Annotated in this window: 25 protein-coding genes; 13 read left to right on the forward strand and 12 right to left on the reverse strand. The window is 71.1% G+C overall.

Features of this window, described 5'->3' with window-relative positions:
• Positions 1-181: 181 nt before the first annotated feature.
• A complete protein-coding gene (locus AC1DS4_RS12930; RefSeq protein WP_477613234.1) occupies positions 182-1,414 on the forward strand; it encodes a L,D-transpeptidase in 1,233 nt (410 codons plus the stop codon).
• A 182-nt stretch (positions 1,415-1,596) separates the two neighbouring features.
• Positions 1,597-2,412, forward strand: a complete 816-nt coding sequence (locus AC1DS4_RS12935; RefSeq protein ID WP_477613233.1) for a DUF6299 family protein — start codon at positions 1,597-1,599, stop codon at positions 2,410-2,412.
• Between the two features lie 76 nt (positions 2,413-2,488).
• Here AC1DS4_RS12935 and AC1DS4_RS12940 read toward each other — a convergent pair whose 3' ends face one another.
• The 5 genes from AC1DS4_RS12940 to ctaE form a co-directional block, all read right to left on the reverse strand.
• A complete protein-coding gene (locus tag AC1DS4_RS12940; protein ID WP_477613436.1) occupies positions 2,489-2,830 on the reverse strand; it encodes a metallopeptidase family protein in 342 nt (113 codons plus the stop codon).
• 171 nt (positions 2,831-3,001) lie between these two features.
• Positions 3,002-4,768: a cytochrome bc1 complex cytochrome b subunit gene (gene qcrB, locus AC1DS4_RS12945; RefSeq protein WP_477613232.1), complete on the reverse strand. Its 1,767-nt coding sequence runs from the start codon at positions 4,766-4,768 to the stop codon at positions 3,002-3,004.
• Entirely contained in the window at positions 4,765-5,838 is a 1,074-nt protein-coding gene (gene qcrA, locus AC1DS4_RS12950; RefSeq protein WP_477613435.1) for a cytochrome bc1 complex Rieske iron-sulfur subunit, read from the reverse strand. Before qcrA ends, qcrB begins: the two co-directional genes overlap by 4 nt.
• Positions 5,839-6,043: 205 nt before the next feature.
• Positions 6,044-6,829 carry a cytochrome bc1 complex diheme cytochrome c subunit gene (gene qcrC, locus AC1DS4_RS12955; RefSeq protein WP_477613231.1) on the reverse strand — a complete coding sequence of 262 codons (786 nt, stop codon included), beginning with the start codon at positions 6,827-6,829 and terminating at the stop codon, positions 6,044-6,046.
• Positions 6,830-6,884: 55 nt separating this feature from the next.
• A complete protein-coding gene (ctaE, locus tag AC1DS4_RS12960; protein WP_477613230.1) occupies positions 6,885-7,550 on the reverse strand; it encodes an aa3-type cytochrome oxidase subunit III in 666 nt (221 codons plus the stop codon).
• Between the two features lie 96 nt (positions 7,551-7,646).
• Between ctaE and AC1DS4_RS12965 the strand changes: the two genes are divergently transcribed.
• Positions 7,647-8,099 carry a response regulator gene (locus AC1DS4_RS12965; protein ID WP_477613229.1) on the forward strand — a complete coding sequence of 151 codons (453 nt, stop codon included), beginning with the start codon at positions 7,647-7,649 and terminating at the stop codon, positions 8,097-8,099.
• A gap of 5 nt (positions 8,100-8,104) precedes the next feature.
• Positions 8,105-9,220, forward strand: a complete 1,116-nt coding sequence (trpD, locus tag AC1DS4_RS12970; RefSeq protein WP_477613228.1) for an anthranilate phosphoribosyltransferase — start codon at positions 8,105-8,107, stop codon at positions 9,218-9,220.
• Here trpD and AC1DS4_RS12975 read toward each other — a convergent pair whose 3' ends face one another.
• The 4 genes from AC1DS4_RS12975 to AC1DS4_RS12990 form a co-directional block, all read right to left on the reverse strand.
• A complete protein-coding gene (locus AC1DS4_RS12975; protein ID WP_477613227.1) occupies positions 9,221-10,642 on the reverse strand; it encodes a pyridoxal phosphate-dependent decarboxylase family protein in 1,422 nt (473 codons plus the stop codon).
• Between the two features lie 86 nt (positions 10,643-10,728).
• Positions 10,729-13,302, reverse strand: a complete 2,574-nt coding sequence (locus AC1DS4_RS12980; protein WP_477613226.1) for an SCO7613 C-terminal domain-containing membrane protein — start codon at positions 13,300-13,302, stop codon at positions 10,729-10,731.
• A 157-nt stretch (positions 13,303-13,459) separates the two neighbouring features.
• Positions 13,460-13,744 carry an Lrp/AsnC family transcriptional regulator gene (locus AC1DS4_RS12985; RefSeq protein ID WP_477613225.1) on the reverse strand — a complete coding sequence of 95 codons (285 nt, stop codon included), beginning with the start codon at positions 13,742-13,744 and terminating at the stop codon, positions 13,460-13,462.
• 53 nt (positions 13,745-13,797) lie between these two features.
• On the reverse strand, positions 13,798-15,531 hold the full coding sequence (locus tag AC1DS4_RS12990; protein ID WP_477613224.1) for a DEDD exonuclease domain-containing protein: 1,734 nt from the start codon (positions 15,529-15,531) through the stop codon (positions 13,798-13,800).
• A gap of 175 nt (positions 15,532-15,706) precedes the next feature.
• On the opposite strand from AC1DS4_RS12990, the gene AC1DS4_RS12995 reads away from it, so the two are divergent.
• Both AC1DS4_RS12995 and AC1DS4_RS13000 read left to right on the forward strand, forming a co-directional pair.
• Positions 15,707-15,928 carry a hypothetical protein gene (locus AC1DS4_RS12995; protein WP_477613223.1) on the forward strand — a complete coding sequence of 74 codons (222 nt, stop codon included), beginning with the start codon at positions 15,707-15,709 and terminating at the stop codon, positions 15,926-15,928.
• Between the two features lie 20 nt (positions 15,929-15,948).
• A complete protein-coding gene (locus AC1DS4_RS13000; protein WP_477613222.1) occupies positions 15,949-17,289 on the forward strand; it encodes a hypothetical protein in 1,341 nt (446 codons plus the stop codon).
• Here AC1DS4_RS13000 and AC1DS4_RS13005 read toward each other — a convergent pair.
• Both AC1DS4_RS13005 and AC1DS4_RS13010 read right to left on the reverse strand, forming a co-directional pair.
• Positions 17,262-18,674 carry a hypothetical protein gene (locus AC1DS4_RS13005; RefSeq protein WP_477613221.1) on the reverse strand — a complete coding sequence of 471 codons (1,413 nt, stop codon included), beginning with the start codon at positions 18,672-18,674 and terminating at the stop codon, positions 17,262-17,264. The genes AC1DS4_RS13000 and AC1DS4_RS13005 overlap by 28 nt on opposite strands.
• A 24-nt stretch (positions 18,675-18,698) precedes the next feature.
• Entirely contained in the window at positions 18,699-20,501 is a 1,803-nt protein-coding gene (locus AC1DS4_RS13010) for an AMP-dependent synthetase/ligase (protein WP_477613220.1), read from the reverse strand.
• A gap of 128 nt (positions 20,502-20,629) precedes the next feature.
• On the opposite strand from AC1DS4_RS13010, the gene AC1DS4_RS13015 reads away from it, so the two are divergent.
• The 7 genes from AC1DS4_RS13015 to AC1DS4_RS13045 all read left to right on the forward strand — a co-directional run bounded on the left by AC1DS4_RS13015 (position 20,630) and on the right by AC1DS4_RS13045 (position 25,974).
• On the forward strand, positions 20,630-20,980 hold the full coding sequence (locus AC1DS4_RS13015; protein ID WP_477613219.1) for a hypothetical protein: 351 nt from the start codon (positions 20,630-20,632) through the stop codon (positions 20,978-20,980).
• Positions 20,981-21,061: 81 nt separating this feature from the next.
• Complete coding sequence (locus tag AC1DS4_RS13020) at positions 21,062-21,508, forward strand: SRPBCC family protein (protein WP_477613218.1); 447 nt, start codon at positions 21,062-21,064, stop codon at positions 21,506-21,508.
• A 31-nt stretch (positions 21,509-21,539) separates the two neighbouring features.
• A complete protein-coding gene (locus tag AC1DS4_RS13025) occupies positions 21,540-22,772 on the forward strand; it encodes an ArsA family ATPase (protein WP_477613217.1) in 1,233 nt (410 codons plus the stop codon).
• Positions 22,765-23,274: a hypothetical protein gene (locus tag AC1DS4_RS13030; protein ID WP_477613216.1), complete on the forward strand. Its 510-nt coding sequence runs from the start codon at positions 22,765-22,767 to the stop codon at positions 23,272-23,274. The genes AC1DS4_RS13025 and AC1DS4_RS13030 overlap by 8 nt, the downstream gene beginning before the upstream one ends.
• Complete coding sequence (locus tag AC1DS4_RS13035) at positions 23,271-24,227, forward strand: ROK family glucokinase (RefSeq protein WP_477613215.1); 957 nt, start codon at positions 23,271-23,273, stop codon at positions 24,225-24,227. Before AC1DS4_RS13030 ends, AC1DS4_RS13035 begins: the two co-directional genes overlap by 4 nt.
• Positions 24,224-25,216, forward strand: a complete 993-nt coding sequence (locus AC1DS4_RS13040; RefSeq protein WP_477613214.1) for an ROK family glucokinase — start codon at positions 24,224-24,226, stop codon at positions 25,214-25,216. Before AC1DS4_RS13035 ends, AC1DS4_RS13040 begins: the two co-directional genes overlap by 4 nt.
• A complete protein-coding gene (locus tag AC1DS4_RS13045; protein WP_477613213.1) occupies positions 25,213-25,974 on the forward strand; it encodes an endonuclease/exonuclease/phosphatase family protein in 762 nt (253 codons plus the stop codon). The genes AC1DS4_RS13040 and AC1DS4_RS13045 overlap by 4 nt, the downstream gene beginning before the upstream one ends.
• A 40-nt stretch (positions 25,975-26,014) precedes the next feature.
• Here the strand turns inward: AC1DS4_RS13045 and AC1DS4_RS13050 are convergent, their stop codons facing one another.
• Positions 26,015-26,617: a hypothetical protein gene (locus AC1DS4_RS13050; protein ID WP_477613212.1), complete on the reverse strand. Its 603-nt coding sequence runs from the start codon at positions 26,615-26,617 to the stop codon at positions 26,015-26,017.
• Positions 26,618-26,626 lie beyond the last annotated feature (9 nt).

Raw genomic sequence — 26,626 nt, forward strand, 5'->3', positions numbered from 1 at the left:
CATCGACAGCTCGGCCGGGCGTACCACCCCTCGGGGACACAGCTGCATAGCCAACCAATGAGGGCTGCCCGGCGTCTGTTCGGGTGACGGGCATCGTCGGGGCACCATCCGACCGGTCCAGCCGCACACGAACAAGTCACGCACAGGGCGCCACGGTGGCGCAGAGCACAGGAGCACACACGTGGTGGGTAGGACACAGGGGTCACGACGACTGGCCACGGCCTTGGCCGTGGCCGCGTTGGCGGGGGTGACCGTGCTGGCCGGGTGCTCAGGCGCCGTGGACAGCCCGAGCACCGACAACGTCGCAGCCAGCTCGAGCAGCAGCTCGTCCTCCTCGTCGGCGACGCCCACTCCCGCGGAGCTCACGATCAGCCCGGCCCAGGACGCGACCGACGTGCTGCCCACCGAGCCCGTCGTGGTCAAGGCCACCACCGGTTCGCTCGGTGAGGTCGCCGTGACCGACGCCAACGGCGCCACGGTCGCAGGCGCCCTCGGTACCGATGGCTCCTGGACCTCCAGCGCGCGACTGGCACCCAGCGCGTCCTACACCGTCACCGCGAAGGCAACGGGTCCGGACGGCACGCCGTCCACGACGACCTCCACGTTCACCACCCTCAAGCCCAAGGTCACGGCCACCTACGGCATCCTCAACTCGGGCGAGACCGTGGGCGTCGGCATGCCGGTGAGCATCCAGTTCGACTCCGCGGTCGCCACCGCGAAGCTGCGCGGCGAGGTGGAGAAGCTCGTCAAGGTCACCACCTCACCCAAGCAGGCCGGCGCCTGGGGCTGGCTCGACAACCGCCAGCTCATGTGGCGGCCCGTGAACTACTGGAAGCCCGGCACCAAGGTCACCATCAGTGCCCCCCTCACCGGCGTCCAGACCGGCGAGGGCAAATGGGTCGGCAACGACGACTCCGCCAGCTTCACCATCGGCTCCTCGATGGTCTCCACCGTGGACATCAAGCGCCACGTCATGACCGTGACCCGCGGCGGCGCCGTGATCAAGACCATCCCGATCAGTGCCGGGCGCCCGGGCCCGCAGACCGAGACCCGTTCCGGCATCAAGGTGATCATCCGCAAGGAGGGCACCGTCGTCATGGACTCGACGACCATCGGGATCAAGAAGGGCGAGCCCGGCTACTACAAGATCACCACGCAGTCCGCCATGCGCGTGACGTGGACGGGGGAGTACCTCCACTCCGCGCCCTGGTCGGTCGGAGCACAGGGCAGCGCCAACGTCAGCCATGGCTGCGTGAACATGTCCCCCGCCAACGCCGCCTGGATGTACGCCAACTCCAAGGCCGGCGACGTCGTGAAGTTCACCGGCTCGTCCCGGCAGTTCCAGCCCTCTGAGGGCATCGGCGTCTGGCAGTACTCGTTCGCCGGCTGGAAGGCGCAGAGCGCGCTCGCCTGAGCGGCGTCCGAGGGCCCCCAGGGCGTCCTCCGGGTGTCGTCGCGCCGCTCGTCGACGGCAAAGGCTTGGTCGACCGCGAGCAATTTCTTGGTCAAGCATGCAACCGCGAGCCGGTCGGGTGGAGTCAATCCGGGTGTGACCATCCACTGGGGCATGGTCCATCACACAGCTGGGGGATCCACATGTTGTTGATGTCTCGCTCCGCCCTGTCCGCCGCCGCCGCACTGCTCCTGGTGCCGGTGCTGGCCTCCGCCGCCACCGCGGCACCCGCTCCGAACGACACCGCTGCCAAGGCAACCGTCGTCTCGGCCCTGCCCAGCACCTTCGAGCAGGACACCACCGGCGCCAAGACCGATGCCACCGATGCCGCGCTGAACGCGCAGTGTGGAGCGCCGTTCACCAACGCCAGCGTCTGGTTCCGCTACACCGCCGCGACTGACGGTGGCGTCATCGCTGACATGTCGGCCTCCAGCTATTCGGGCGGCTTCATGGTGACCGAGGGCGATCCCGCTGCCGGCAACCTCGTGGCGTGCGGCCCGACCACGGTCGGATTCGCAACCACGGCCGGGCAGACCTACTACGTCGTCGCATTCAGCGACACCACCGCCGTCGGCGGGAACCTGGTCGTCACCTTCGACAACGCCCCGCCGCCGCCGGAGGCGACCATCACCGTCAACCCGCGGGGAGTGGCCAACAAGGACGGCTCGGCGACTCTCAGCGGGACATACTCCTGCACGAACGCCGACGACTTCTTCAGCGACATCGAGGGCACCCTCACCCAGCAGGTCGGCCGGGTCAAGATCAACGGCTTCTTCTTCGTCAACCCCATCCAGTGCGACGGGGCGACCCACACCTGGTCCGGCACCGCCTACAGCGACAACGGCCTCTTCAAGGGCGGCAAGGGTGCGAGCGTGACCTTCGCGTTCGCCTGTGGCGTCTTCGAGTGCGCGGTCGGCTACGCCGAGCAGACGGTCCAGCTCAGCGGCGCGCGGAAGTAGCTCCAACGCACCACCGGTGCCGTGTCCTGTGACCGGGGCACGGCACCTGCGCGTCGTGGGGTGCGCGTGGCAGGGCTCACCCCCAGCCGAGGTCGTGCAAGCGAGCGTCGTCGATCCCGAAGTGGTGCGCTATCTCGTGCACCACGGTCACGGCGATCTCGTCGAGGAGGTCCTCGCGGTCCTCGCACATCCGGGTCAACGGGCCGCGGAAGATCGTGATCCGGTCAGGCAGCGCCCCCGCCCAGCCGTCACCACGCTCGGTGATGGGGGTCCCGTCATAGACGCCGAGCAGGTCGGGGTCGTCCGGTGGCGGTTCGTCCTCGACGAAGAAGACGACGTTGTCCAGCAGCCGCATCAGCTCGGGAGGCACGGCGTCGAGGGCGTCGCCCACGGCCACTTCGAACTCGGCTGCCCCCATCTCGACCACGGGGCCAGCCTGTCACGTGAGGGCCGCAACGCCGAAACACCCCCGGCATCGGTATGCCGCCCGCTCGCGGCCGCACGCGAGGCGTGGGTGGTGAGCGGGCGGCATACCCGGGGGTGTTGGCCTGAGAGGCTCAGGGAGCCTCTGGTGGGCTTGTGACGGGCCTCAGGGACGCTTGGGGGGCTCCCTGCGCGAGCTCTCGAGGGCCGGCCGCGACTCGTCGCTGCTCGGAGCGGCCTCGATCGCCTCGTGGCCATGGCCGTCGTGGTGTGCCGCGGCCAGCTCGGCCGGCGTCACCGGGTTGATGCTGTCGGTGAAGTAGAACCGCGACAGGGCCGAGCGGGCCTTGTCCTTGCGGGCCGTCGGTGAGGCGACGCCGTGGGCGTCGGTTCCCGCCTCGAGCAGCAGGACTTCGTGGTCCTCGTGCTGGACGAGGTTCCAGCGGGTGAACTCGTCGAGCGGCTCGTGCTGCTCGAAGAACTTCCCGTCGGCGGTACGCACGATGCGTCCGGTCTCGCGGCCGTGCAGGACCAGGTCGCGGTCCTTGCGCTGCAACGACAGGCAGATGCGCTTGGTGACCCAGAAGACGATCGGTGGCGCGATGAAGAAGGCTGCCCGCAGGGTGTGGGTGATGTCGTTGATCGACAGGTGCAGCTTGATCGCCATGAGGTCGTTGCCCGCGGCGAACATGAGCACGCCGTAGGCCGTCAACGCTGCCATGCCCAGCCCTGTGCGCGTGGGGTTGTTGCGCGGCCGGTCGAGCAGGTGGTGCTCGCGGTGGTCGCCGGTGACCCACTTCTCGAGGAACGGGTAGGCGCCCATCAGGCCGTACATGACCGGGATCAGGAGGATGGCGCCGATCATCACGTTGAACGAGAACGTGAAGCCGAAGGCGGTGAACTCAAGCCAGCCGGGCAACAGACGCAGCGCGCCGTCGGCGAAGCCCATGTACCAGTCGGGTTGGGCTCCTGCCGTGACCGGCGAGGGGTCGTAGGGACCATAGGCCCAGATCGGGTTGATGGTGACCAATCCAGAGATCAGCGAGATGACGCCGAAGACGATGAAGAAGAAGCCACCGGCCTTCGCGGCATACACCGGCATGACCGGGAAGCCGACGACGTTGTCGTTGGTGCGGCCGGGCCCGGGGAACTGGGTGTGCTTGTGCACGAACACCAGCCCGATGTGGGCGGTGAACAGTCCGACCAGGATCGCCGGGAGCAGCAGCACGTGGATCGAGAACAGGCGGGGGATGATCGCCTCGCCGGGGAAGGGGCCGTCGAACAGCGCGAACGACAGGTAGGACCCGAGCACGGGCACCGAGCGCATGAAGCCTTCTGCGGCGCGAAGGCCGGTCCCGGAGAGCAGGTCGTCCGGCAGGGAGTAGCCGGCGAAACCCTCGATCAGGGCCAGCATCGACAGGATGCAGCCGATCACCCAGTTGATCTCACGCGGCTTGCGGAAGGCACCCGTGAAGAACACGCGCAGCATGTGGACCGACAGCGCGACGATGAACATCAGCGCCGCCCAGTGGTGGATCTGGCGGATGAGCAGACCGCCGCGGATGTCGAAGGAGATGTCCACCGTCGACCGGAACGCCTCCGACATCGTGATGCCACGCAGGGGCAGGTAGCTGCCGTCGTAGACGACCTGACCGGCGCTGGGGACGAACCAGAAGGTAAGGAACGTGCCCGAGAGCAGGCAGATGATCAGGGAGTACATGGCGACTTCGCCGAGCATGAAGGACCAGTGCTCGGGGAAGACCTTCTTCATGAGGTAGCCGACCGGCTTGGCCGCTCCCGTGCGGTCGTCCAGCCAGCCCGCCACGCCCCCGACGGCCTTCAGGCCGGGGTTGGTGGGCTCCTCGGGCTGGGGGTCGTCCCTGCGGAGGCGGTCGATCGGGTCGCGGCCGGTCGGGTTGCGGTCGGTGCTCATGCGGAACCACGCTCCCAGAAGCTCGGACCGACGGCCTCGCGGAACGGGGCGTCGGCGATCAGGTAACCCTGCGCGTCAACGGTGATCTTCAGCTGCGGCAACGGACGCTTGGCCGGCCCGAAGATGACCTTGCAGTCCTGCGTCACGTCGAACGTCGACTGGTGGCAGGGACAGAGCAGGTGGTGCGTCTGCTGCTCGTAGAGACCAACCGGGCAACCGACGTGGGTGCAGATCTTGGAGTAGGCGACGATGCCCTCGTGGCCCCAGTCACGCTCCTTCTGGGGCTTGATGTCCTCGGGGTTGAGGCGCATCAGGAGCACGGCGGCCTTGGCCTTGTCCTCGAGCACGTGCTCGGAGTCCTTGATCGACTCGGGGAGCACGTGGAAGACCGAACCGATGGTGACCTGATCCGCCCGGATCGGGGTGCGCTCGGGGTCGCGGACCAGCCGGTCACCCTTCTTCCACATCGTGGTGGAGAGTTGGTTCTTCGGCAGGGGACCGAGCCCGCCCACCAGCGGCAGCAGGATCGCCAGCGGCGGCAGCGCGAGGGCGCCGACCAGCGAGAACTTGATGAGCGGGCGACGGCCGAGCTGGGCCTTGTCGCCGCCGTCCATGAGACCGGTGACCACCCGCGTGCGGTCCTCGTCCTTGGCCCGCAGGGGGTGTCGCTCCTCGACCGACTCGACGTCGGGCATCAGGGTCTTGGCCCAGTGGACCGCCCCGACACCGCAGCCGAGGAGGGCGAGAGCCATCGTCACGCCGAGGACGACGTTGTAGATGCTTGCGTTGCCGATGCCGGGGATGAATCCCGACCGCTCGGGGTCGATCGCGAAGTAGGCGACGATGAACAGCACCGTGCCCAGGCTGGAGAGGCCGAAGAGCGCGGCGACCTGCTTCTCGGCCCGTTTGGCTGACTTCTCGTCGAGGTCCGACATCCGCGCGGCGTGCGGCGGCAGGCCCGGGTTCTGGAAGTGCGCCGGAAGGCCGCCGGTGCCCTCGACATGGCCCTGGTCCAGCCGGACCGCAGTGGAGCCGTAGCCGTCGCCGTGGCCGTCGCTCTGGCCGGCCATGTGGCCAGCGCCGTGGCCGTCGCTCGTGCCGACGACCGCGCCGTGCGGCGTGTCGTGTTCGCTCATCGTGTCGTCGATCCTGTCGAGTCGCGGTGGTCAGTTCCAGTGTCGCCCCGGGCGATGGTCTGGGCCAGAGGGTGTGACCGACCCGTCATGGCCGTGTGTGCCCTCTGTGCCCTCTGTGCCCTCTGTGCCGTCGGAGCCATCAGGCGGCCTTCCGGCCGAGCCAGACGGCGAAGCCGACCATGATGCCGAGCCCGAAGATCCAGGCGAAGAGCCCCTCGGACACGGGGCCGAGGTTGCCCAGCGCCATCCCGCCGACGTTCTCCTGCTCGTCGACCGCGTGGAGGTAGGCCACGATGTCGTTCTTGGACTCCGGGGAGATGTTGTCGTCGCTGAAGACGGGCATCGACTGGGGGCCGGTGACCATGGCCTCGTAGATGTGCTTGCCCTCGACGTTGTGCAGGCTCGGGGCGTACTTGCCGCGGGTCAGGGCGCCGCCGGAACCGGCGAAGTTGTGGCACATCGCGCAGTTGACACGGAATAGCTCGGCGCCGAGGGCGACGTCGCCCCCTTCACCGTTGGTGTACTCGGCCTCGGGGATGGCGGGTCCGGGGGCCAGCGACGCGACGTATGCCGCGACCGCGGAGATCTGGTCCTGCGTGAACCGGACCTGCTCCGCGCGGGGGGCCTGGACGTTCGGCGCAGCCATCGGCATGCGGCCGGTGCCCATCTGGAAGTCCACGGCAGCGGCGCCGACGCCCGGAAGGGCCGGACCGGCCTTGGTCCCCTGGGCCTGCAGCCCGTGGCAGGTCGCACAGTTGGCGAGGAAGAGCTTCTTGCCGTCCTCGACGGTGCTGGCGGCTGCCGTGGCGGCGTCGGCCTTCTTGGGCGCGAAGGCGGAGTAGGCGACCCCGGTGAGGATCAGGCCCAGGAGCAAGAGCAGGGCGATCGCGGCCGGGTGGCGACGGCGGGCGGCCAAGGCGTTCACAGTGCGGTCCTGTCGATGGAGGCGGGCAGGGCGGGCTGGGAGGTCATCGTGCCGGTCACTTCAGCAGGTAGATCGTCGCGAACAGCGCGATCCACACCACGTCGACGAAGTGCCAGTAGTACGAGGTCACGACCGCGCCGGCAGCCTGGGCGTGGCTGTAGTGACGGGTCGTGAAGGTGCGCCCGATGATCAGCAGGAAGGCCAGCAGGCCCCCGGTGACGTGCAGCGCGTGGAAGCCGGTCGTGAGGTAGAAGACCGAGCCGTACGCGGTGGAGGAGAGGGAGATGCCCTCGTGCACCAGCTCGGAGTACTCGAGCACCTGACCGGAGACGAAGATCGCGCCGAAGATGTAGGTGAGGACGTACCACTCGCGCATGCCCCAGCTCGGGACGGCGAGGAGGCTGGCGTCGCCGCGGTGCGGTTTGCCGTGCTCGGCCGCGTGGACGCCGAGCTGGCACCAGACCGACGAGACGACGAGGACGATCGTGTTGATCGTCGCGAAGGGCACGTTGAGCACCCCCGTCGACTCCTTCCACAGCTCCGGCTCCACCGAGCGGATCGTGAAGTACATCGCGAAAAGGCCCGCGAAGAACATCAGCTCGCTGGAGAGCCAGACGATGGTGCCCACCGACACCATGTTGGGTCGGGACACCGGCCCGTGGCCGGGGATGCTGCCGGCTGAGCGGGCGGGTTCAGAGGTCACTGGAGATGCGGTCGCCACGTGCGCCAGATTAGCCACATTCGCAGCGCGGCACACCGTCGACCCCCCGATGGGTGCGTGGGCGTGCCGAAACGCCGCACCGGTAGCATCTGCGACATGACCGCTTCGCACGCGACCGCCGCCGACGCACCGACCTCGTCGGGGTCCTCGGCCCGCCAGATCTCCGTGCTGTTGTACAGCGACGACAAGACCACGCGCGACGCAGTCCGGGTCACGGTGGGACGTCGTCCGGCGCGGGACGTGGAGGTCGTGTCGTGGCGTGAGTGCGCGACCGCGGCAGCGGTGATCGAGGCCGTCGAGAACGCCCGCTTCGACGTCCTCATCCTCGACGGTGAGGCAGCGCCGATGGGTGGGCTGGGCCTGTGTCGCCAGCTCAAGAGCGAGATCTTCGAGTGCCCGCCGGTCCTCGTCCTGACCGGACGACCTCAGGATGGCTGGCTCGCGACGTGGTCCCTCGCCGACCTCGCGGTCCCGCACCCGCTCGACCCGATCGCCTTGGCCTCCGCCGTGGCCGAGCTGGGTCGCGGCGCTCGCCCCAGCGCCTCCTGACCGGCATGAGCGTCCCTGAGCCGGCTGGTCCCACCTGGCCGGACCTGCTCACCCTGCTGATCGCGCGGAACCACCTCTCCACCGACCAAGCGGCGTGGGCGATGGACCAGATCATGAGCGGCGAGGCCTCGCCGGTCCAGGTGGCCGGATTCCTCGTGGCGCTCCGCGCCAAGGGCGAGAGCGTCGAGGAGCTACGTGGCCTCGCCGACGTGATGCTGGCGCACGCCAACCGCATCGAGGTCCCGGGTCCGAGCCTCGACATCGTGGGCACCGGCGCCGACCGGTCCAACACGGTCAACATCTCGACGATGGCCTCGATCGTCATCGCTGCCAGTGGTATCCGAGTGGTCAAGCACGGCAACCGGGCCGCGTCGTCGGCCTCTGGTTCGGCGGACGTGCTCGAAGCCCTGGGCGTCAACCTCACCCTCAGCCCGCAGCGGGTGGCCGAGGTGGCGACGGATGCCGGCATCACGTTCTGCTTCGCCCAGGCCTTCCACCCCGCGATGCGACACGCTGCCGTGGCGCGCAGCGGGTTGGGTGTGGGCACGGCGTTCAACGTCCTCGGGCCCCTCACCAACCCCGCCCAGCCCACGTATGCCGTCGTCGGGGTCGCCGACGCGCGCGTGGCGCCGCTCATGGCCGGCGTGTTCGCCGGGCGGGGCAAGGATGCTGTGGTCTTCCGCGGCGACGACGGCCTCGACGAGCTGACCCTGAGCACCACCTCGACGGTGTGGTGGGTGCATGGCGGTGAGGTCACCCAGCGTGTCTTCGACCCCCTCCACGTCGGCCTCCAGCGCCAGCCGGTCGAGGCCCTGCGCGGGGCCGACGCGACGCACAATGCCCAGGTGGCGCGAGACCTGTTCGCCGGGCAGCGTGGGGCGGTCCGCGACGCGGTCGTGCTCAACGCAGGCATGGCGCTGGCCCTGGCCGCACCAGATCTCGCCGCCACCCCCGACGCGTCGGGTGGGGCGGGCGACAGGATCGAGCACGGCGCCTCGGACGAGACCTTCGCGGCGGCGGTGCGATCGGGCATGGACCGGGCCGAGGCTGCCCTGGACTCCGGGGCGGCCGCCGCCCAGCTGGACCGGTGGGCCGCGGCGACGCAGAGCACACCGGCCTGACTAGACCAGCTGGTCCTCCGCGTCCGGATCCGCCCCGTCCGGCTCCACCTCAGTAGCGGCCACTCGCAGGATCGCTGCGACCGACTGGTCCACGTCGGCTTCTGTCGTGGACCAGTTCGACACCGATACCCGCATCAGTCGACGGCCCCGCCAGGTCGTGCCGCCGAGCCAGCAGGTCCCGTCTCGCTGCACCCCTTCGATGACCTTGTCGGTCCGTGCGTCGCTGCCGAAGCTGACCAGCACCTGGTTGAGGACCACGTCGTTGACCACCACGGCGCCGCCTGCCTCGAGCCCGGCGGCGAACCGCTGGGCCAGTGCGCAGCACCGGTCGACGAGGTCCGCGACACCGTCACGGCCCAGCTCACGCAGGGCGGCCCAGACGGCGAATCCCCTTGCCCTTCGTGACGACTCGGGGACGAGGTCACCCAACGCGGGCGTCGCTCCACCCTGCCCGGTGAGGTATGCCGCGGTGTAGGACAGTGCCGCGGCGTGCACCTGGGGGTGGGCGCAGATGGCGAAACCGCAGTCGTAGGGGACGTTGAGCCACTTGTGGCCGTCACAGGACCACGAGTCGGCGAGGTCGATCCCGTCGACGAGGTGCGCCTTCTCGGGCGAGGCGCCGGCCCAGAGGCCGAAGGCCCCGTCGACGTGCACCCAGGCACCGTGCCGCCGGGCCACGTCACAGGCGGCCCGGAGGTCGTCGCAGGCACCGGTGTTGACGTTCCCCGCCTGGAGGCAGACGATCGTCGGTCCTGGCGCGCCCCGGTCGAGGACCGCCGAGAGGTCGTCGACGTCGATGGCGCCGTTGACCTCGGCGCCCACCGACTCCACCACCGCAGTGCCGAACCCGAGCAGCCGCAGCGCCCGGTCGATCGTCGCGTGCCGCTCGGCGCCGGCGACCACGCGCACGGCCGGGGCGCCACCCAGCCCGTCACGCCCGACGTCCCACCCGACCGCGGCGAGGACGTGCTGACGAGCCGTGGCCAGGCAGACGGTGTTGGCTCCCTGCGCACCGGTGACGAAACCGACCGATGCGTCGACGGGTAGCCCCATCAGCTCCTTCAGCCAGCCACCGGCGACCTCCTCGGCGACGGCGGCTGCGGGGGAGAGGGTGGCGTTGAAGGCGCACTGGTCCCACCCGACCGCCACCATGTCCGCAGCAGTGGCCGAAGGCAGGGCGCCGCCGATCACGAAGCCGAAGAACCGGGGCCCCGGGGTCGCGGCGAGCCCCGGTGTGAAGGCCGTGACCAGCTCGTCGAGGACCTCGACCGCGGGTGTTGCCGCATCGCGCAGCACGGCGTCCACCTCGAGCCGCAGCGTCGCCGCGTCGACTGCCGGGGCCACCCGGGTCACCGGCAGCCCCGACCGGTGGCGTGCCGCCACGTGGGCGGCGCGCTCGAAGAGGAGGGTCAGATCGTCCATGCGGTGAAGGTACGCCGACTCGTGCCACGGCAGCCTCCGCCGTCGGGGTGAGCGGCTCGTGCCGTGCTGGCCGACGACCTGTCGACCTACGACATCCCGGCCAGCCAGCTCACCGCCTGGCGGGCATCGGCCCGGCGCTGCTCGTACCTCGCCCCGACCGCCAAGAGGGCGACACCCAGCGTGCCCAGCGTGAGGTAGCGCGGTAGCTGGACCGCATAGGGGCCGAGCTGGGTGAGCGCGATGACGATGGCTGCTGCGGCACCCAGGACGACAGGTGCCTGCCACCGTCGCAGCGCGCCGGCCACGAGGACGAGCACCGCTGCAGTGACCGTGACCAACGAACGCAGGAGGCCGTCGTCGACCGCGGTGTACAGCGCGGAGGGGAGCAGCGCCACCGCCAGGCCCGGTCCGGCGGTCAACCAGGAGTGGTCGCCGAGCTCGCGATGCGACCACAGCCCGGCGGCGAGCACCAGTGCGGCCAGTGGCAGCGTCCAGGCCTCCAGCGTGGTCACCTGGGCGCGGTCGAGCTCGAGCCAGGCTGCCGCCGTGAGCCCGACCACGGCGAGGGCGACCGTCGCGCGCCGGTGCGGCAGGGCGGCATACGCGACGGCGACGAGCCCGTATGCCGCGGCGACGGCTGCTGCTGCATGCGGCCACGACCGGTCGACGGCGACGGCGACGGTGGTGACGGCGACGAGACAGGCGAGGGTGCCGAGGACGACCTCCTCGGGACGGCCGCGTCGCCACTGGGCCAGGGCCACGAGAACCAGTGCGGCGGCGACGAGCACGGTCCACTGGGTGCGGCCGCCGACGAGCCCACCCGCCAGCCACAGCGCCCAGGCGGCTGCCGCTGCACTGACACCTGCGGCGACGGGGCGAAGGACAGGGCGCAGCACGGCGGTCGCCGCCGCGGTCAGGGCGATGGCCACCAGGAGGGTGATCACCACACCGTCACCGAGCCCGACCCCCACCGCGCCCAGCAGAGCGCCGAACAGGGTGAGGTGGCCAACGGCGGCCAACGGCGCCTCTTCGGGTTCCGAGCGCCGTGCCAGGGCTCCGGCGACGAGGGCAGCACCCGCAGCGGAAGCGGCCAGCACCTCGACGTCGAGGGAGACAATGGATCCGCTGATCGTGACGCCCGCCACCGCTGCGACTGTGCCCACAGCGGTCGCCTGCACCCGCCACCCCGGCCGGTGCACAGCCGCCGTCGTGGCAGCCAGGGCCACGCCGGTGAGGGCGACGATCGTCGCAGGACGTGAGTCGTGGACGATCGCAACAAGGACCAGGACCGCGAGGGCCAGGCCGGTCTGGGCCTCGCACCAGGCCGTGCCCAGCGACGTCGTCCGGATGCGGGCGGCCGCCAGGACGGTGGCGAGCACCGCGGTGAGCAGGGCCAGCACCGCGGTCCAGAACGCGCCGACCTGCAGGGCGAGGCACAGGACAGCCGTCGGGACCGCTGCGGAGGCGACCAGGGCGACGATGCCGAGGGCGCGCCAGTCGCCGGACAGCGGTCGGGCGACCCAGTCGGCTCGGACCGCGCCCCGGCCGCCGAGGCGTGTCGCCCGCACGGCGACGACCCGCCTGACCACCAGCGCGCCGGCAGCGGCCAGGGTGGCCAGGAGGACCACGCACGCTGCGCCGTCGAAGGTGATTGCGCCGACCCCGGTACCGGACGGGGTGTCCAGGGCATCGGCCGACGCCGTGGCCGCGCCCACTGAGGCCGCGGCGAACGAGAGCGCCGCCCACCCGGCGGCGGGGCCGGTGGCGGCGCGGCGGGTCAAGCCGAAGGAGGTCGGCACCACGAGGTGCACGGCTCCGAACAGCACAGCTCCGAGGAGGGAGAGCGCCGCACCGCCGGCAGCAGTCGAGGCGTAACCGACGATTCCTGCCCAGCCGATCGAGGCTGCCGTCAGCGACAGCACGGCGAAGCCGGCGACGCGGCGGTCGTGACGGTGCACGGCGGCCAGGGCGAGGGCTGCGACCAGGCCGGTGACGGCGGTGTAGGCGCGGGCGTCCAGGGCGTCGAGGTCAGCCAGGCCGAAGCGTCGCGCGGCACTGACGTCCAGGAGCAACAGTCCGCCCGCCACCAGGGCCAGGGCTTCGGCGCTGCTGGGCAGCCGACGGCGCGATAGCTGGAGCGAGGCCACGGTCGCGGCAGCGGTGAAGCCACCCATGACCAGCATCTGACCGGTTCGGCCGATGACGAACCACGCGATGGCCAGGGCGATCGACGCGGCGACCAGGACGAGCAGGACACCGACTGCGAGGAGGGTCTGCTGGGTGGTCCAGCTCCTCCGCGGGGCCGTGGCAGGTGCCGGCAGGGGTGGGGCGGAGGAACCGGACAGGGCGACGTCCGAAGGTGACTCCGAAGAGAGCTCCCTCAGCTCCCAGGGCAGCTCCGAGGGCGGCTGGGACACCCGTTCCGCCGTCTCGGCCGGGGCGGGCGGGGCGGCCGGCGCTGCCGCGGACGCGGGGGCGTCAGCCGTGGCGCGCAGTGACGCGAGAAGGAGGCTGCGTTCGCGCTGGAGGGCGGCGAGACCCTGGTCGACCTGCCACAGCCGCACCGCGTCCGGGCCGGTGAGGGGCAGGTGGCAGGCGGGGCACGAGGTCGACGCCTCGGGCAGGAGCCGGCCACAGGCGGGGCAGGGGATCGGCGACATCGGTCCTCCGGAGGGTGCGGGCGCGAGTGCACCGTGTCACCCGAGTGTGGGGGTCGGCCGGGGGTCGCGGAAGGGCGTTGCTACTCAGATCGGCCGTGTGGCCGAGCAGGCGCGGGAGGAGTGCCGCGCATCGACAGGGAGTCGTGGACGCCGGTGCTCAGTCCCCGTCGAGGCCAAGGCTGAAGGCAGCCTCGAGGTCGTGCTTGGAGTAGGTGCGGAACGCGATGTGCGTGTTGGTCCCGATGACGCCCTGCACCTTGTTGAGCCGGTCGGCTATCACGTCGTTGAGCTGCTCGTGCTCCTTGACCCGGATCATCGCGATCAGGTCGGCGTCGCCGGCGACCGAGTAGACCTCGGACACGCCTTCGAGCTCGGCGATGGCCTGCGCCACCTCGGGGATGCGGTCGACTTCGGCGTTGATGAGCACGATGGCGGAGATCACCTCACCAATGTATCGGTCCGGGCTCGACGAGAGCAGCGCACTCTCGCGGCGCGTCAGGAGGCCGCGACGAAGCCGGCCACCGCGTGCCGCGCCACCACCTGCGGCTCGAGCTCGGCACGGGCGCCACCGGCGCCCCCTACTGGGCAGGTCCACTCGCCATCGAGGTCGACGATGCGCACGCCGGGCGACTCCAGCCAGCGCAGGATCTTCTCGGTCTCCTCGGGGGTGGCCGCAGGGGCCGGCCAGTGGGCCGGGAGCACGACCTCGGCACTGTCACGCACTGCATCGACATAGGGCATCGGGTCAGCCCCTCGTGGCGAGATGGTGCTGGCGGCGAGGCGGCCGTGCCGGACCACCACGATCTCCCAGCCGCCGGACGTGGCCGGACGCGCGGCGATGATCTCGGGGCTGGCGGCCAAGGGTGCGATCCGCTGGGCCCGGGCCATGCCGCGCACCAGTGCGAGCATGCGGTCGCGCAGCGTGCCCGCGTCCTCGAACCGCTCCTGGTCGGCGAGCGAGCCCATCCGGGTGCGCAGTGCCGTCACCACCCCGCGCGAGTCCCCGGCGAGGGCGTGCACGGCGTCCTGCACCACCGCGGCATACTCCTGCACGCTCTGGGCCCCCGTGCACGGAGCGCCGCAGCGGCCCATGTCGGCCAGGGCGCACGAACCGACGGGTCGGGTGGGGGACAGCCGCTGCACGCACTGGCGCAGCGGGATGACCTCGTGGACCGCCGCCACGGCGTCCTCCGCCGAGCTGCGGCTGCCGAACGGGCCGATGTAGCGGGCACCGTCACCGCGGACCTCGCGCACGATGGACAGGCGAGGGAAGGCCTCGACGGTGAGCTTGACCCAGGTGGCTCGCTCGGGGGTCTTGGACCGCCGGTTGTAGCGCGGTTTGTGCTCGGCGATGAGGCGCAGCTCGCGGACCTCGGCCTCGAGGGTGGTGGCGCAGACGATCGGGGTGACCGACTCGGCCAGGCGCACCATCTCGGCCATGCGGGTGCGCTGCTCGGACGCCGTGAAGTAGCTGCGGACCCGGGTGCGGATGTTGACCGACGTCCCGACGTAGAGGACCCGACCGTCGCAGTCCTTGAACAGGTAGACACCCGGCTCGTTGGGCAGGCCGTCGGCCAGCCACCGCTTGCGCCGCTGGGCGGGGCTGACCCGCGAGGTGTAGCTCGCGAGCTCCTCGAAGGTGTGGACACCGAGACTGCCCACCCTGCCGATGAGGGCGTGCAGGACGTCGACGGTGGCCTGCGCGTCGTGCAGGGCGCGGTGGTCTGGGGTGGTCGTGGCACCGAACAGGGCGGCCAGCGTGGACAGCTTGTGGTTGCGCGCCTCGTCGCGACTGACCAGCTGGCGCGCGAGGTGGACCGTGTCGAGCACCGCGTGCCGTGGCCAGTCGATGCCCTGGTCGCGGGCAGCCATCTTGAGGAACCCGATGTCGAACCCGGCGTTGTGGGCGACGAGCACCGCGCCCTGGGCGAACTCGAGGAAGGCCGGTAGAGCGGACTCGATGCGTGGAGCGTCGGCCACCATCGAGGTCGTGATGCCGGTGAGCGACTGGATGAACGGCGGGATCGGCAGGTGCGGGTTGACCAGCGTCTGGAACTCGCCCAGCACCTCGCCGCCACGCACCTTCACGGCGCCGATCTCGGTGATGGCCGAGTCAGCCGGGCTGCCACCGGTCGTCTCGAGGTCGACGACGACGAACGTGACCTCGGCCAGCGACGTGCCCAGGTCGTCGAAGGTGCCCTGCACCATCTGGTCGTCGGCCGTCTGCATGGACCAGACGGTAGGCCGGTGGTGTGACAGCCCGTGGCAGGCGCGCCCTCGGCACGACGTCGGGTGTGCCGGCGTCGCTGGCGTTGTCAGTGCCCTCACCTAGCGTCGTCGACAGGTGACACGACAGCAGTCCCCAGACGGACAGGGTCCCAAGACAGAGAGCGAGGTGGTCGCGATGATCATCGAATGCCAGAGCTGCCCGGTGCGCGACCTGCACTGCGCCGACTGCATGGTGACGGCCATGCTGGTGCCGCAGGGCGCGCACCTGCCCCTCGACGCCGCTGAGCGGGCGGTCGTCGCGAGGTTCGCCGACGCGGGGCTGGTCAGTGCGCACGAGGCCGCCTCGGCCAGCGCTCGCCGTGAGCCCTGGGCCGCCCACGTCCGCGCCGTCGGCTGATCGCTCCCTACGATGGCTGGATGAGCCGGCCCACCCCGTCCCGTGGCGGTCGCCCGGGCCGCGCGGCCGCCGGTGCCGGGCTCATCGCGCTCGTCGTCACCATGCTGGTCGGCTGCTCCTCCGACGAGCCACCGGCCGTCCGCACCTCGACGACGTCGCAAGCCTCCCAGCAGAACGCCCCCGAGCCCTCCGTCGCTCGAGAGGACGCCCTGACCGCCCTGCTCTCCCAGCGCGCCTCGGCGGTCCGCGCCCACGATCGGTCGGCGTTCGCCACCACCCTGGACGACCCGACCTCAGGCTTCGGGCTGCGCCAGCTCGCGCAGTTCGACGCGCTCGCGCAGCTCCCACTGAGCACCTTCAGCTATGGCACGCCCGAGCCAGCTCCCGCGCTGAGCACCGAGCGGGCGGCCCAGGTCGGCCCTGATGCGTGGGTCTCCCGGGTGGCCGGCCGCTACCGCCTCGGGGGCTTCGACACGGCGACGCGCGAGTTCGAGTCCTACTTCACCGTCGTACGACGTGGTGACCACTGGCGGTTGGCCGACGACACCGACGGCGGCACCCAGGTGCAGCTGTGGGACCTGCCGAGGTTCACGGTGGTGCGCAGCGCGACCACCTTGGTCGTCGGATCGGGTCCACGGAGTCGGCTGCGCCCCTACCTCGCCCTCGGCAACCTCGCCGTCAAGCGGGTCGACGCCGTCTGGACGCCGCAGTGGAACAGCCGCCTGGTCCTCGTCGTCCCCGGGACTGCGGCGCAGATGGCCGAGCAGGTCGGACAGGACAAGGATCAGGTGGCGCAGGTCGCCGCTGTCACGGACGGCCCGTTCGACCTCCAGGGCCGGGCTGGCGCCGACCGGGTGGTGGTCAACCCGAGTGCCTTCGCCCGCCTGGTGCCCCGCGGCAGGCAGGTCGTCGTGACCCACGAGGCGACCCACGTCGCCATCCGGGCCTCGACCAACCGTCCAGTGCCGCTCTGGTTGTCCGAGGGCATGGCCGACTTCGTCGGCTACCGCGACAGCGGCGCGACGCGCACCCAGGTGGCCGCAGCCCTGCTCGCCCGGGTCCGCGCCGGCACGGGGCCCAAGGCGCTGCCCTCCGCCGCCGACTTCGACCCCTCACGCACGACCATCGCGCCGAGCTACAACGCCGCGTGGCTGGCGGTCAACCGCATCGTCGACCGGTACGGCACTTCTGCGCTGGTGCGCTTCTACCTCGCGGCGGCCACGAGTCCCGACGCCTCGTCCAGCACCAGCAGCGACCCCGACGCCAACGTCGCCACAGCCTTTGCGGCCGTGCTGCGCACCTCGCAGGCGGCGTTCACCAAGGAGTGGCTGGCCTACCTGCGGACCCTGGCGAAGTCCTGACCGCTGACGCGCCCGTCCTGCGGGGCGGGCGCGCCACCGCGTCCGGCACCCGCCACCCGACCCGACTGGGGGAGGACCAGCGAGACGACGACCAGGGCGCCCACGAACCAGAACTGGTTGTAGAAGGCCTGCTTGTTGACGAGGTTCGCCACCAGCAGGACCAGGGCCAGCCAGCGCAGCACGTCGGCCAGGAGGGGTTGGCGCCGCCAGACCGTCCAGCAGACGGCAGCGAGGGTGCCGAGCACAGCCACCCCCGTGACGGCGAACGGCAGGGTCACACCAAAGGTGTTGAGCGCCAACAGGTAGAGCGTGTTGGCGAACTTGATCGGATGGAAGCCCACCAACAGGCTGATGGTGTCGTGGACGAAGTCCGGCGGGCTCGTGAGGAACCACGGGGCGATCAACAGACCGGTCAGCGCACCCGTCGCGATGGACCTGCGCCAGCCGAATGGACGCCACAGCAGCAGGACGGGCAGCAGCAGGGCCAGGTGCTGCTTGCTGGCACACGCCAACGCCAGCGGGATGACAGCCCACCAGGCCCGGTCGCGCTGCACCAGGACGGCCCACGAGAGGATCCCGGCGAGCAGCAGTGGCTCCGTCCAGGACTGGTCGAGCTGGGTGAGGGTCCCCGGGGCGAACACCAGGAGCGCCGTCACCGCCGCTGCCGTCCAGACCCAGCCGCGCCCGACGCCGGTTCCGGTATGCCGCGGCGCCGTCCCGCGCGCGAGCAGCCAGACCCCGGCCACCGCCACGAGCGTCCAGGACGCGAGCGCCCAGCGGACATCACCGAGGAGCCAGCGTCCGGGCGCGAGCAGCACCGTGGTCCACGGCAGGTAGGGGAAGGCGTCCTTGACGCCGGGGGAGCCGGTCCACGTCATGGAGTAGAAGTTCTCCCCGCGTCCGAGCGCGTCAGTCGCCTGCTGGAGGACGACCCAGACATCGATCCGCGGTCGAGGCGAGGAGATGACGGCGGTGGCAGCGCAGGCGGCATACCCCGTCACGGCGACGAGGCCGGCTGCCCACGGGGCGCGAGGACCGTTGGTGCACAACAGGACCGCCGCCGCGAGCGGCGCGACGACGAGCAGGGTCGTGGCCAGTGCGAGGCCAGTCGGTGCGAGATAGCTGAACAGCGGGACCGCCAGCGTGGCCAGCGCCGAGCCCCCAAGCATGACGGCCACCGCCGGACGGGTCAGCTGGATCCGCCAGCCGGCCCACTGCCACAGGGCGAGCGCCGCCGTGGCCGCCGTCAGGGTCGCCACGATGGGGATGCGGTAGCGCACCACGCTCCACTGCAGGGCAGTGAAGAACAACAGCCAGCCGAGGGCGAACGCCAACGAGGACACCGCCACGGTCCGAGTGGACGATCCGTGGCGGTGTCGGCGCATGGCTAGACCCTAGAGGTCGCCCGGCTACTCCTTGCCGCCGCCGGCGTAGAGGGACTCCACCTCGTCGTGGAAGTCCTTCATGACGATGTTGCGCTTGAGCTTCAGGCTCGGTGTGAGGTAGCCGTTGTCCTCGGTGAAGTCCCCGGGCAGGACCGCGAACTTGCGGATCGACTCGGCCTTGGAGACCGACTTGTTGGCGTCGTCGACGGCCTTCTGGAGCTCGGCGAGCACCGTCTCGTTCGTGAGGGCCTGGTCGAAGGTCACCCCCGTGAGCCCGTTGTTCTTGGCCCAGCCGGGGAACATCTCCTCGTCGAGGGTGAGCAGGGCGCCGATGAACGGCTTCTGGTCTCCGACGACGATGCACTGGGAGATGAGCGGGTGGGCACGCAGCCGGTCCTCCAGGGCGGCCGGTGCGACGTTCTTGCCGCCGGCGGTGACGAGCAGCTCCTTCTTGCGGCCGGTGATCTTGAGGTAACCGTCCTCGTCGAGCTCGCCGATGTCGCCGGTGTGGAACCAGCCGTCGACGACCGCGCCCGACGTCGCCTCGGCGTTGTTGTGGTAGGCCGCGAAGACGTTGTTGCCCTGGATGAGGATCTCGCCGTCGTCGGCGATCCGGATGCCCACGCCGGGCAGCGGGGCGCCGACGGTGCCGATCTTGACCCGGTCCGGCACGTTGACCGTGGCGGGGGCGGTGGTCTCGGTGAGGCCGTAGCCCTCGAGGACGGTGACGCCGATGCCGCGGAAGAAGTGCCCCAGGCGGGTGCCGAGCGGCGCCCCGCCGGACACGGCATACATGACCTGTCCCCCCATGGCGGCGCGCAGCTTGGAGTAGACCAGCTTGTCGAAGATGCCGTGGCGCACCTTGAGACCCAGGCCGGCGCCTCCGGTGTCCTGCGCGGTCGACCAAGAGATCGCGGTGTCGGCGGCGGTCGCGAAGATCTTGCCCTTGCCCTCGGCGGTCGCCTTGGCCTCGGCGGAGTTGTAGATCTTCTCGAAGACCCGGGGGACCGACAGGATGAAGGTCGGCTTGAACTCCGCGAAGTCCGCGAGGAGGTTCTTGATGTCGGCGCTGTGCCCCATCTTGGCCTCGCCGGTGACGCAGAGGACCTGGATGAACCGGGCGAAGACGTGCGCGAGCGGCAGGAAGAGCAGCGTCGACGCGCCGTCGGCCTTGACGACCGACGTGAGCTTGGTGATGGCGTTCTCGGACAGCGCCAGGAAGTTGTCGTGGGTGAGCTGCACGCCCTTGGGCCGCCCGGTCGTGCCCGACGTGTAGATGATGGTCGCGAGGCTGGCGCGGTCGAGGCTGCCCTTGGCGGCCTCGAGATCGGCGTCGGACACCTCGGAGCCGGCGGCCTTGAGCTCGGCGATCGCCCCGGCGTCGACCTGCCAGGCGTGGGCCAGTCCGGGCACCTGGGTGCGGACCTCCTCGAGGGTTGCTGCGTGGGCCGCGGTCTCGAGCATGATGCCCTTGGCGCCCGAGTCGGTGAGGATCCAGCTGACCTGCTCCGCGGAGGAGGTCTCGTAGATCGGGACCGTGACCGCACCGGCTGCCCAGATCGCGAAGTCCGTGAGGGTCCACTCGTAGCGGGTCTTGCACATGATCGCCACGCGGTCGCCGGGGGAGATCCCCGAGGCGATCAGGCCCTTGGCGACCCCCCGGACATCCTCGTCGAACTCGGCCGCAGTCACGTCGATCCAGTGGGTGCCCTCCTTGCGCGAGAACGCGACCCGCGAGGGGTTCGATGCGGCGTTGCGACCCGGAAGATCGGCAAGACTCCCCTCGGTGGTCGGCGGCACGAGGGGCGGTGCGACGTGTTCCTGCACAGAGTCTCCTTTGACGACGGCATCACTGCCTCAGTGCTGCACAGACTACCCGTGGGTAGGTGCACCGGGGGAGGGCGTTCTTTGAAGGCTCCGTCACATCGCGGCGTGAGGTGCGAAAGACTGTCCGGGTGAGGGACCGCAGGATCGACATCGTCGACGAGACCTTCATCCGGGCTGCGCCCCAGGTCGTGCGTGCAAGCCTCGACGAGGAGGCCTGGACCGACCAGATCTGGCCACACGTGACCCGGGCCGTCCTCAGGGACCGCGGGCTGAAGGGCGTGCGCTGGAGCGTGACCGGACAGGTCGTCGGCGAGATGGAGGTCTGGCTCGAGCCGTTCCGCGACGGCGTGGTGGTGCACCACTACGTCAGAGGCACGCGCGGGCCCCGCGCGCCGCGCGATGTGGCCACCCGGCACACCCTGCGGTGGAAGCGCGCCGTGCACGAGCTCAAGGACCGCCTCGAGGGCGCCCCTCAGTGACCGTGTGGCCGTCGGGAACGACGGGTCGCCGTCAGGAGCCGCGGTCGTCGTCGAAAGGCTCGGCGCTGTAACCTTCCGCGCATGGCCGACCGCACCGAATCCAGCATCGACATCGACGCCAAGCCGGGTGAGGTCCTGGACGTCATCGCCGACTTCGAGAGCTATCCGCAGTGGGCGACCGAGGTCAAGAAGGTCACCATCCTCACCGAGGAGGGAGACGGGTGGGCCGACCAGGTGCAGTTCACCCTCGACGCAGGGGCGATCAAGGACACCTACACCCTCGACTACGAGTGGGACGTCGCCAAGAACGGCACCGGCGTCGTGTCCTGGAGCCTGGTCGAGGCGACCGTCCTCAAGGCCATGAACGGCTCGTACACGTTGGCTGCCAAGGGCAAGGACGCCACGACGGTGACCTACCGCCTGGCGGTCGACGTCAAGATCCCGATGCTCGGCATGCTCAAGCGCAAGGCCGAGAAGGTCATCATCGACACCGCGCTGAAGTCGTTGAAGAAGCGGGTGGAGGCTTGAGGCAGGCCGTCGCCCCAGGGCGCCGGTAGCCATGCGGGTCATCCTCTTCACCGGCAAGGGTGGTGTCGGCAAGACCACCACAGCTGCCGCCACTGCGGTCCGCGCGGCTCGCGCCGGCGTCAAGACGCTGGTCATGTCGACCGACGCGGCGCACTCGCTGGGTGACGCGCTGGGTGTCGACCTCGGCGTGGACCCCCGCTCGGGCCGCGACGGCGGCGGGGCGCCGGTGGACGTCGAACCCGGCCTCTCCGCCTTGCAGATCTCCCCACCGCACCTGCTCGGCGAGTCCTGGCGGGTGGTGCAGGACTACCTGCTCTCGGTCCTGGACACGGTCGGCATCGACGCGGTGGTCGCCGAGGAGCTGACCCGTCTGCCAGGTGCCGAGGAGATCGCGGCCCTGCTCGAGCTGCGCGCGCAGGTGGAGTCGGGTCCGTGGGACCTCGTTGTCGTCGACTGCGCGCCGACCGCTGAGACGTTGCGGCTGCTCGCGCTGCCTGAAGCCCTCGCCTGGCACCTCGAACGCCTGCTGCCCGCCCAGCGTGGGCTGATCCGGACGCTGCGCCCGGCCGCGGCGGCTGCCGCCGGGGTGCCCCTGCCCGACGTGGCGGTGGTCGAGGCGGTCACCGGGTGGCACCGCCAGATGCGCGCCGTGCACCGCATCCTGACGGGCGACCAGACCTCGGTGCGCCTGGTCCTCACTCCCGAGCGCGTCGTCATCGCCGAGTCCCGGCGGACCTGGACGTCGCTGTCCCTCTACGGGTTCGTCGTCGACGCGGTCGTGGTCAACCGGGTCTTCCCGGACGCCGCCGCCGAGGCGGGGCGCCACGCACCCGATGCCTGGCGCGCCTCCTGGAACGCGGCGCAGCAGGAGGGCCTGGTCGAGGTCCGTGAGTCCTTCGCCGGGCTGCCGGTCGTCGTGACTCCCTATCTGTCGTCCGAGCCGATCGGGGCCGATGCGCTCGCCGACCTCGCCGAGGCGCAGGAGGGCGCCACCGACGTCCTGTCGCCGGTCACCCATCGCGGCCTGACGGTCGATCGGACGCCGGAGGGTTTCGTGATGACGCTGCCGCTGCCGCTCGCGCACGCAGCCGACCTCGGCCTCCAGCGCCGCGACGACGAGCTGGTGGTGACGGTGGGCGAGCACCGCCGGGTGCTGACCCTCCCCGCGGCTCTGCAACGATGTGTGGTCGAAGGTGCCTCTGTGCGCGATGGTCTGCTGCGGGTGCGCTTCGTCCCCGACGAGGAGGTCTGGCCGCGTGGCTGACGACGAACGCCCTGCCGTGGGCACGGTGGCCCAGGAGGCAGCCCGTCTGCTGGACGCCCTCGGCGGGTGGGCGAGCACCACCCAGGCCGGGTATGCCGCGGCGGCGGGTCGTGGGCGGACGTCACCGGACGATGCCGGTCCTGACCGCGACCACGACGCCGGCGGCGGCCAGGCGCCTCGGTGTGACTCCTGCGGTGCCGCGAACGGCGTGGGGCAGGCCGTCACCTGTCAGCTGTGCCCGGTCTGCCAGGGCATCGGCTTGCTGCGCTCGGTGCGACCGGAGACCGTGGACCGGCTGGCCGACCTCGCGGGGGCGCTCGCAGCCACCCTGCGCGACATGGCGGGACAACGCCGTACGGACGACGCAACCGCGCAGGGCAGGGCCTCGGGAACGGCAGGCGGAAAGGCTGCGGGGAAGTCGTCCGGCGCGGCACGGGGCCGGGTGCAGGACATCGTCGTGGACGACGAGGACGAGCACCACACGGGGAGCGCCAGCTCATGAGCGTCACCATCGGGGTGGACATCGGGGGCACCAAGATCGCGGCCGGGGTCGTCTCCGCGACCGGGGAGATCCTGGCGCGCGCCCGCAGGGACACCCCCGCCCACGACCCGGACCAGATCGCCCACGACGTCGCTGCCGTCGTTGCCGAGCTGGGCGCGGACCGTACGGACGTCCGGGGCGTGGGTGTTGCCTGCGCCGGCTTCATCGACCGGACCGGCTCGACCGTGCTCTTCGCCCCCAACCTCGCGTGGCGCGACGAACCACTCAAGATGCGGCTCGAGGCCCTCGTCGACCAGCCCGTCACGATCGAGAACGATGCCAACGCCGCGGCGTGGGGGGAGTTCCGGTACGGGGCGGCCACCGAGGCCGACGACATGGTGCTCATCACCGTCGGCACCGGCATCGGTGGTGGCGTCGTGGTCGACTCGCGGTTGCTACGCGGCGCCTTCGGCATCGGTGGCGAGCTCGGGCACATGCGGGTCGTCCCCGACGGCATCCGTTGCGGCTGCGGCAACCGTGGCTGCTGGGAGGTCTACGCGTCGGGCAACGCCCTGGTCCGTGAGGCACGCGAGCTCGTGGCGTCGGGCGCCCTGAGCGCCGCGGCGTTGGCGCAGGCCTGTGAAGGCGACCCGAGCCTCCTCAGGGGGCACCACGTCACCAGCGCCGCGCAGGCAGGGGACTCGGCGTCCGTCGAGCTCCTCGCCGACCTGGGCCGCTGGGTGGGGGAGGGCGCCGCTTCGGTCTCCGCCATCCTCGACCCCGAGCTCATCGTCATCGGCGGCGGTGTCGTCGCCGCCGGCGACCTGTTGATCGGGCCTGCCCACGCGGCATACGCACGCAACCTGACGGGGCGCGGCCACCGGCCGGTCGCCGACATGGTGGCCGCTCGCCTCGGCAACGACGCCGGGCTGATCGGCGCGGCAGCGCTTGCCGCCGAGGGCGTCGGGTCGTGAGCTCGGGGCTGGCCGTCGGCATCGACATCGGCGGCACCAAGGTGGCCGGGGGAGTCGTCGACGCCGATGGCTCCGTCGTGGCCAGGGCGAGACGGGACACGCCTCACCGGTCCATGAGTCCGGGCGTGGTCGAGGACACCATCGTCGAGGTGGTCAGGGAGCTCATCGACGTCGCCGGGGACGACGTGGTCGCGGTCGGCATCGGAGCGGCCGGGTTCGTGGCCGCCGACCGGGCCACCGTGGTCTTCGCCCCCCACCTGTCCTGGCGCGACGAACCGCTCGAAGCCAACCTGCAGCGCCGCGTCCCGGTGCCGATCTCGGTCGACAACGACGCCAACGCTGCTGTCTGGGCGGAGTGGAGATTCGGTGCGGCACAAGGGGACTCACACGTCGTCATGGTGAACCTCGGCACCGGCATCGGTGGCGCGCTGATCATGGACGGCCAGATCATGCGCGGCCGTTTCGGGATCGCGGGGGAGTTCGGGCACATGCAGGTGGTGCCGGGCGGTCAGCGTTGCGAGTGCGGCAACAAGGGCTGTTGGGAGCAGTACGCCTCGGGCAACGCCCTCGTCCGTGAGGCCCGCTCCCTGATGACGGCGAACAGCCCCATGGCCAGTGACCTGCTCGCGCGCGCCGGTGGTGACGTCTCAGCGCTCACCGGGCCGATGATCACCGAGGCGGCACGCGAGGGTGACTCGACGGCGACCGAGCTGCTCGGTGAGATCGGGCAGTGGCTGGGCCTGGGCATCGCCAACCTCGCGGCGGCCTTCGATCCCGGCATCTTCGTCGTCGGCGGTGGGGTGAGCGCGGCCGGCGACCTGCTGCTGGAGCCGGCTCGCGCCGCGTTCCGGCGTCACCTCACCGGTCGGGGCTACCGCCCCGAAGCGCGGATCGTGGCCGCGGCCCTGGGCAACGAGGCCGGACTGATCGGCGCCGCGGACCTGGCCCGACGAGACGCCCTGGGACGCGCCGGCGCCGAGGGCGCATGAGCACGATGCGCGTGGCGTCCTACAACGTCAAGGACTTCACGCTCGACCGTCGCGCCGCCGCCCGGGTCGTCCGCGCGATCGATCCCGATGTGCTGTGTCTCCAGGAGGTCCCACGGCGGCTCTTCTCCACGTGGCGGGTCTCGGCCTTCGCCGCGGAGTGCGGGATGTTCTGGTCGGGGCGGCACCGCGGCAGCGGCGGCACGACCATCTTCACGTCATTGCGCGTGCAGGTGCCCGAGTCGCGCCACTACCGGCTGCGCGTCGCAGCCCTCCAACGCACCCGCGGGTATGCCGTGCTGCGCGTCGGGCCCGCCGGTCACCAGCCGCTCGTGGTGGCTTCGGTGCACCTGAGCCTCGATGCCGACGAACGTGAGCGGCACGCGGGACAGATCCTCAGGACGGTCTCCAGCGGCGGGCCGGTGCTGCTCGCAGGCGACCTCAACGAGGGAGAGACGGGCCGGGCCTGGCGGTTGTTCGCCTCCCCGCTGCGCCTGATCTCGCCGACCGCCCCGACCTACCCGGCCACGGCACCACGCAAGCTGCTCGACGTCATCTTCGCCTCGCCCGACCTGGGCGTCCTCCCGCACCAGGAGGTCCCTCTCGAGGTCGCCGACCTGGTGGCAGCCAGTGACCACCGCCCGACGTGGGTCGACGTCGACCTCGACCCTCAGGTGGTCCCGACGGCACAGACCGAGGCCGGACCACCGGTGGCCGAGTCCACGGTCGAGCAGGCGGAAGCGGGCAGCCCCTCCGGGTGACGCCCCGAGAAGGGGCACGGCACCCGCCTGGCCGCAGCTCTCAGACGCGGGCTCCGTTGTCGGGGTCGTCCTCGTCGCGGGCCTGCGGCTGCCGCATCACGAGCAGGACGAACCCCATGACCGTGAGTCCGAGGGCTCCGAGCGTCCACCAGCTGCTGACGTTCGGCCGGAACAGCACCAGCCACAGCAGGAGCAGCGGACCAGCCACGAGACCGACGATGATGCCCCAGAACTGAAGGTCCTCCTGGGGCGGCAGGGGCGCCGTCGGGCCGGGCTCGAAGTGCTCGTCGTCGTCGAGGTCGCGCTGGTCGCGCAGCTCGACCGGATCCGGGGCGTCCTCGGCGGCTCCCGGCTGCTCGGCTCCGCGCCACACGACGAACGGCCTGGTCGGGGGTGGGTTCACGGTCGGCCGCAGCGGCGGGTTGACCCCCGTTGCGGGCTGACCCGAAGCCGGGCCTGAGGCGCCCTCGGTCGACGGGTCGCTGGTGTCGCCATCCTGGGAGCCGGAGCCTCGGTCGGCGGAGTCGGCGGAGGTGGGGGACTCGGCGGAGGCGGGGCTGTCGGGGTTGTCGGGCAGGGACTGGACCTCGTCCCAGCGCGCGATGATGTCCGCGAACTCGGCGTCGACGTCGCGGTCGCTCATGGGATGCCC

It is taken from the genome of Pedococcus sp. P3_C7, assembly GCF_056402615.1.

What these genes read in the sequence shown, in the direction of transcription:
- AC1DS4_RS12935 (WP_477613233.1), top strand. Translation starts at nt 1,597, where the DNA reads ATGTTGTTGATGTCTCGCTCCGCCCTGTCCGCCGCCGCCGCACTGCTC.
- AC1DS4_RS12980 (WP_477613226.1), bottom strand. Translation starts at nt 13,302, where the DNA reads ATGTCGCCGATCCCCTGCCCCGCCTGTGGCCGGCTCCTGCCCGAGGCG.
- AC1DS4_RS13025 (WP_477613217.1), top strand. Translation starts at nt 21,540, where the DNA reads ATGCGGGTCATCCTCTTCACCGGCAAGGGTGGTGTCGGCAAGACCACC.
- AC1DS4_RS13005 (WP_477613221.1), bottom strand. Translation starts at nt 18,674, where the DNA reads ATGCGCCGACACCGCCACGGATCGTCCACTCGGACCGTGGCGGTGTCC.
- qcrA (WP_477613435.1), bottom strand. Translation starts at nt 5,838, where the DNA reads ATGGCCGGCCAGAGCGACGGCCACGGCGACGGCTACGGCTCCACTGCG.
- AC1DS4_RS13000 (WP_477613222.1), top strand. Translation starts at nt 15,949, where the DNA reads ATGAGCCGGCCCACCCCGTCCCGTGGCGGTCGCCCGGGCCGCGCGGCC.
- AC1DS4_RS12975 (WP_477613227.1), bottom strand. Translation starts at nt 10,642, where the DNA reads ATGGACGATCTGACCCTCCTCTTCGAGCGCGCCGCCCACGTGGCGGCA.
- AC1DS4_RS13020 (WP_477613218.1), top strand. Translation starts at nt 21,062, where the DNA reads ATGGCCGACCGCACCGAATCCAGCATCGACATCGACGCCAAGCCGGGT.
- AC1DS4_RS13045 (WP_477613213.1), top strand. Translation starts at nt 25,213, where the DNA reads ATGAGCACGATGCGCGTGGCGTCCTACAACGTCAAGGACTTCACGCTC.
- AC1DS4_RS12965 (WP_477613229.1), top strand. Translation starts at nt 7,647, where the DNA reads ATGACCGCTTCGCACGCGACCGCCGCCGACGCACCGACCTCGTCGGGG.
- AC1DS4_RS13035 (WP_477613215.1), top strand. Translation starts at nt 23,271, where the DNA reads ATGAGCGTCACCATCGGGGTGGACATCGGGGGCACCAAGATCGCGGCC.
- qcrB (WP_477613232.1), bottom strand. Translation starts at nt 4,768, where the DNA reads ATGAGCACCGACCGCAACCCGACCGGCCGCGACCCGATCGACCGCCTC.
- AC1DS4_RS12995 (WP_477613223.1), top strand. Translation starts at nt 15,707, where the DNA reads ATGATCATCGAATGCCAGAGCTGCCCGGTGCGCGACCTGCACTGCGCC.
- AC1DS4_RS12940 (WP_477613436.1), bottom strand. Translation starts at nt 2,830, where the DNA reads ATGGGGGCAGCCGAGTTCGAAGTGGCCGTGGGCGACGCCCTCGACGCC.
- AC1DS4_RS13050 (WP_477613212.1), bottom strand. Translation starts at nt 26,617, where the DNA reads ATGAGCGACCGCGACGTCGACGCCGAGTTCGCGGACATCATCGCGCGC.
- trpD (WP_477613228.1), top strand. Translation starts at nt 8,105, where the DNA reads ATGAGCGTCCCTGAGCCGGCTGGTCCCACCTGGCCGGACCTGCTCACC.
- AC1DS4_RS12990 (WP_477613224.1), bottom strand. Translation starts at nt 15,531, where the DNA reads ATGCAGACGGCCGACGACCAGATGGTGCAGGGCACCTTCGACGACCTG.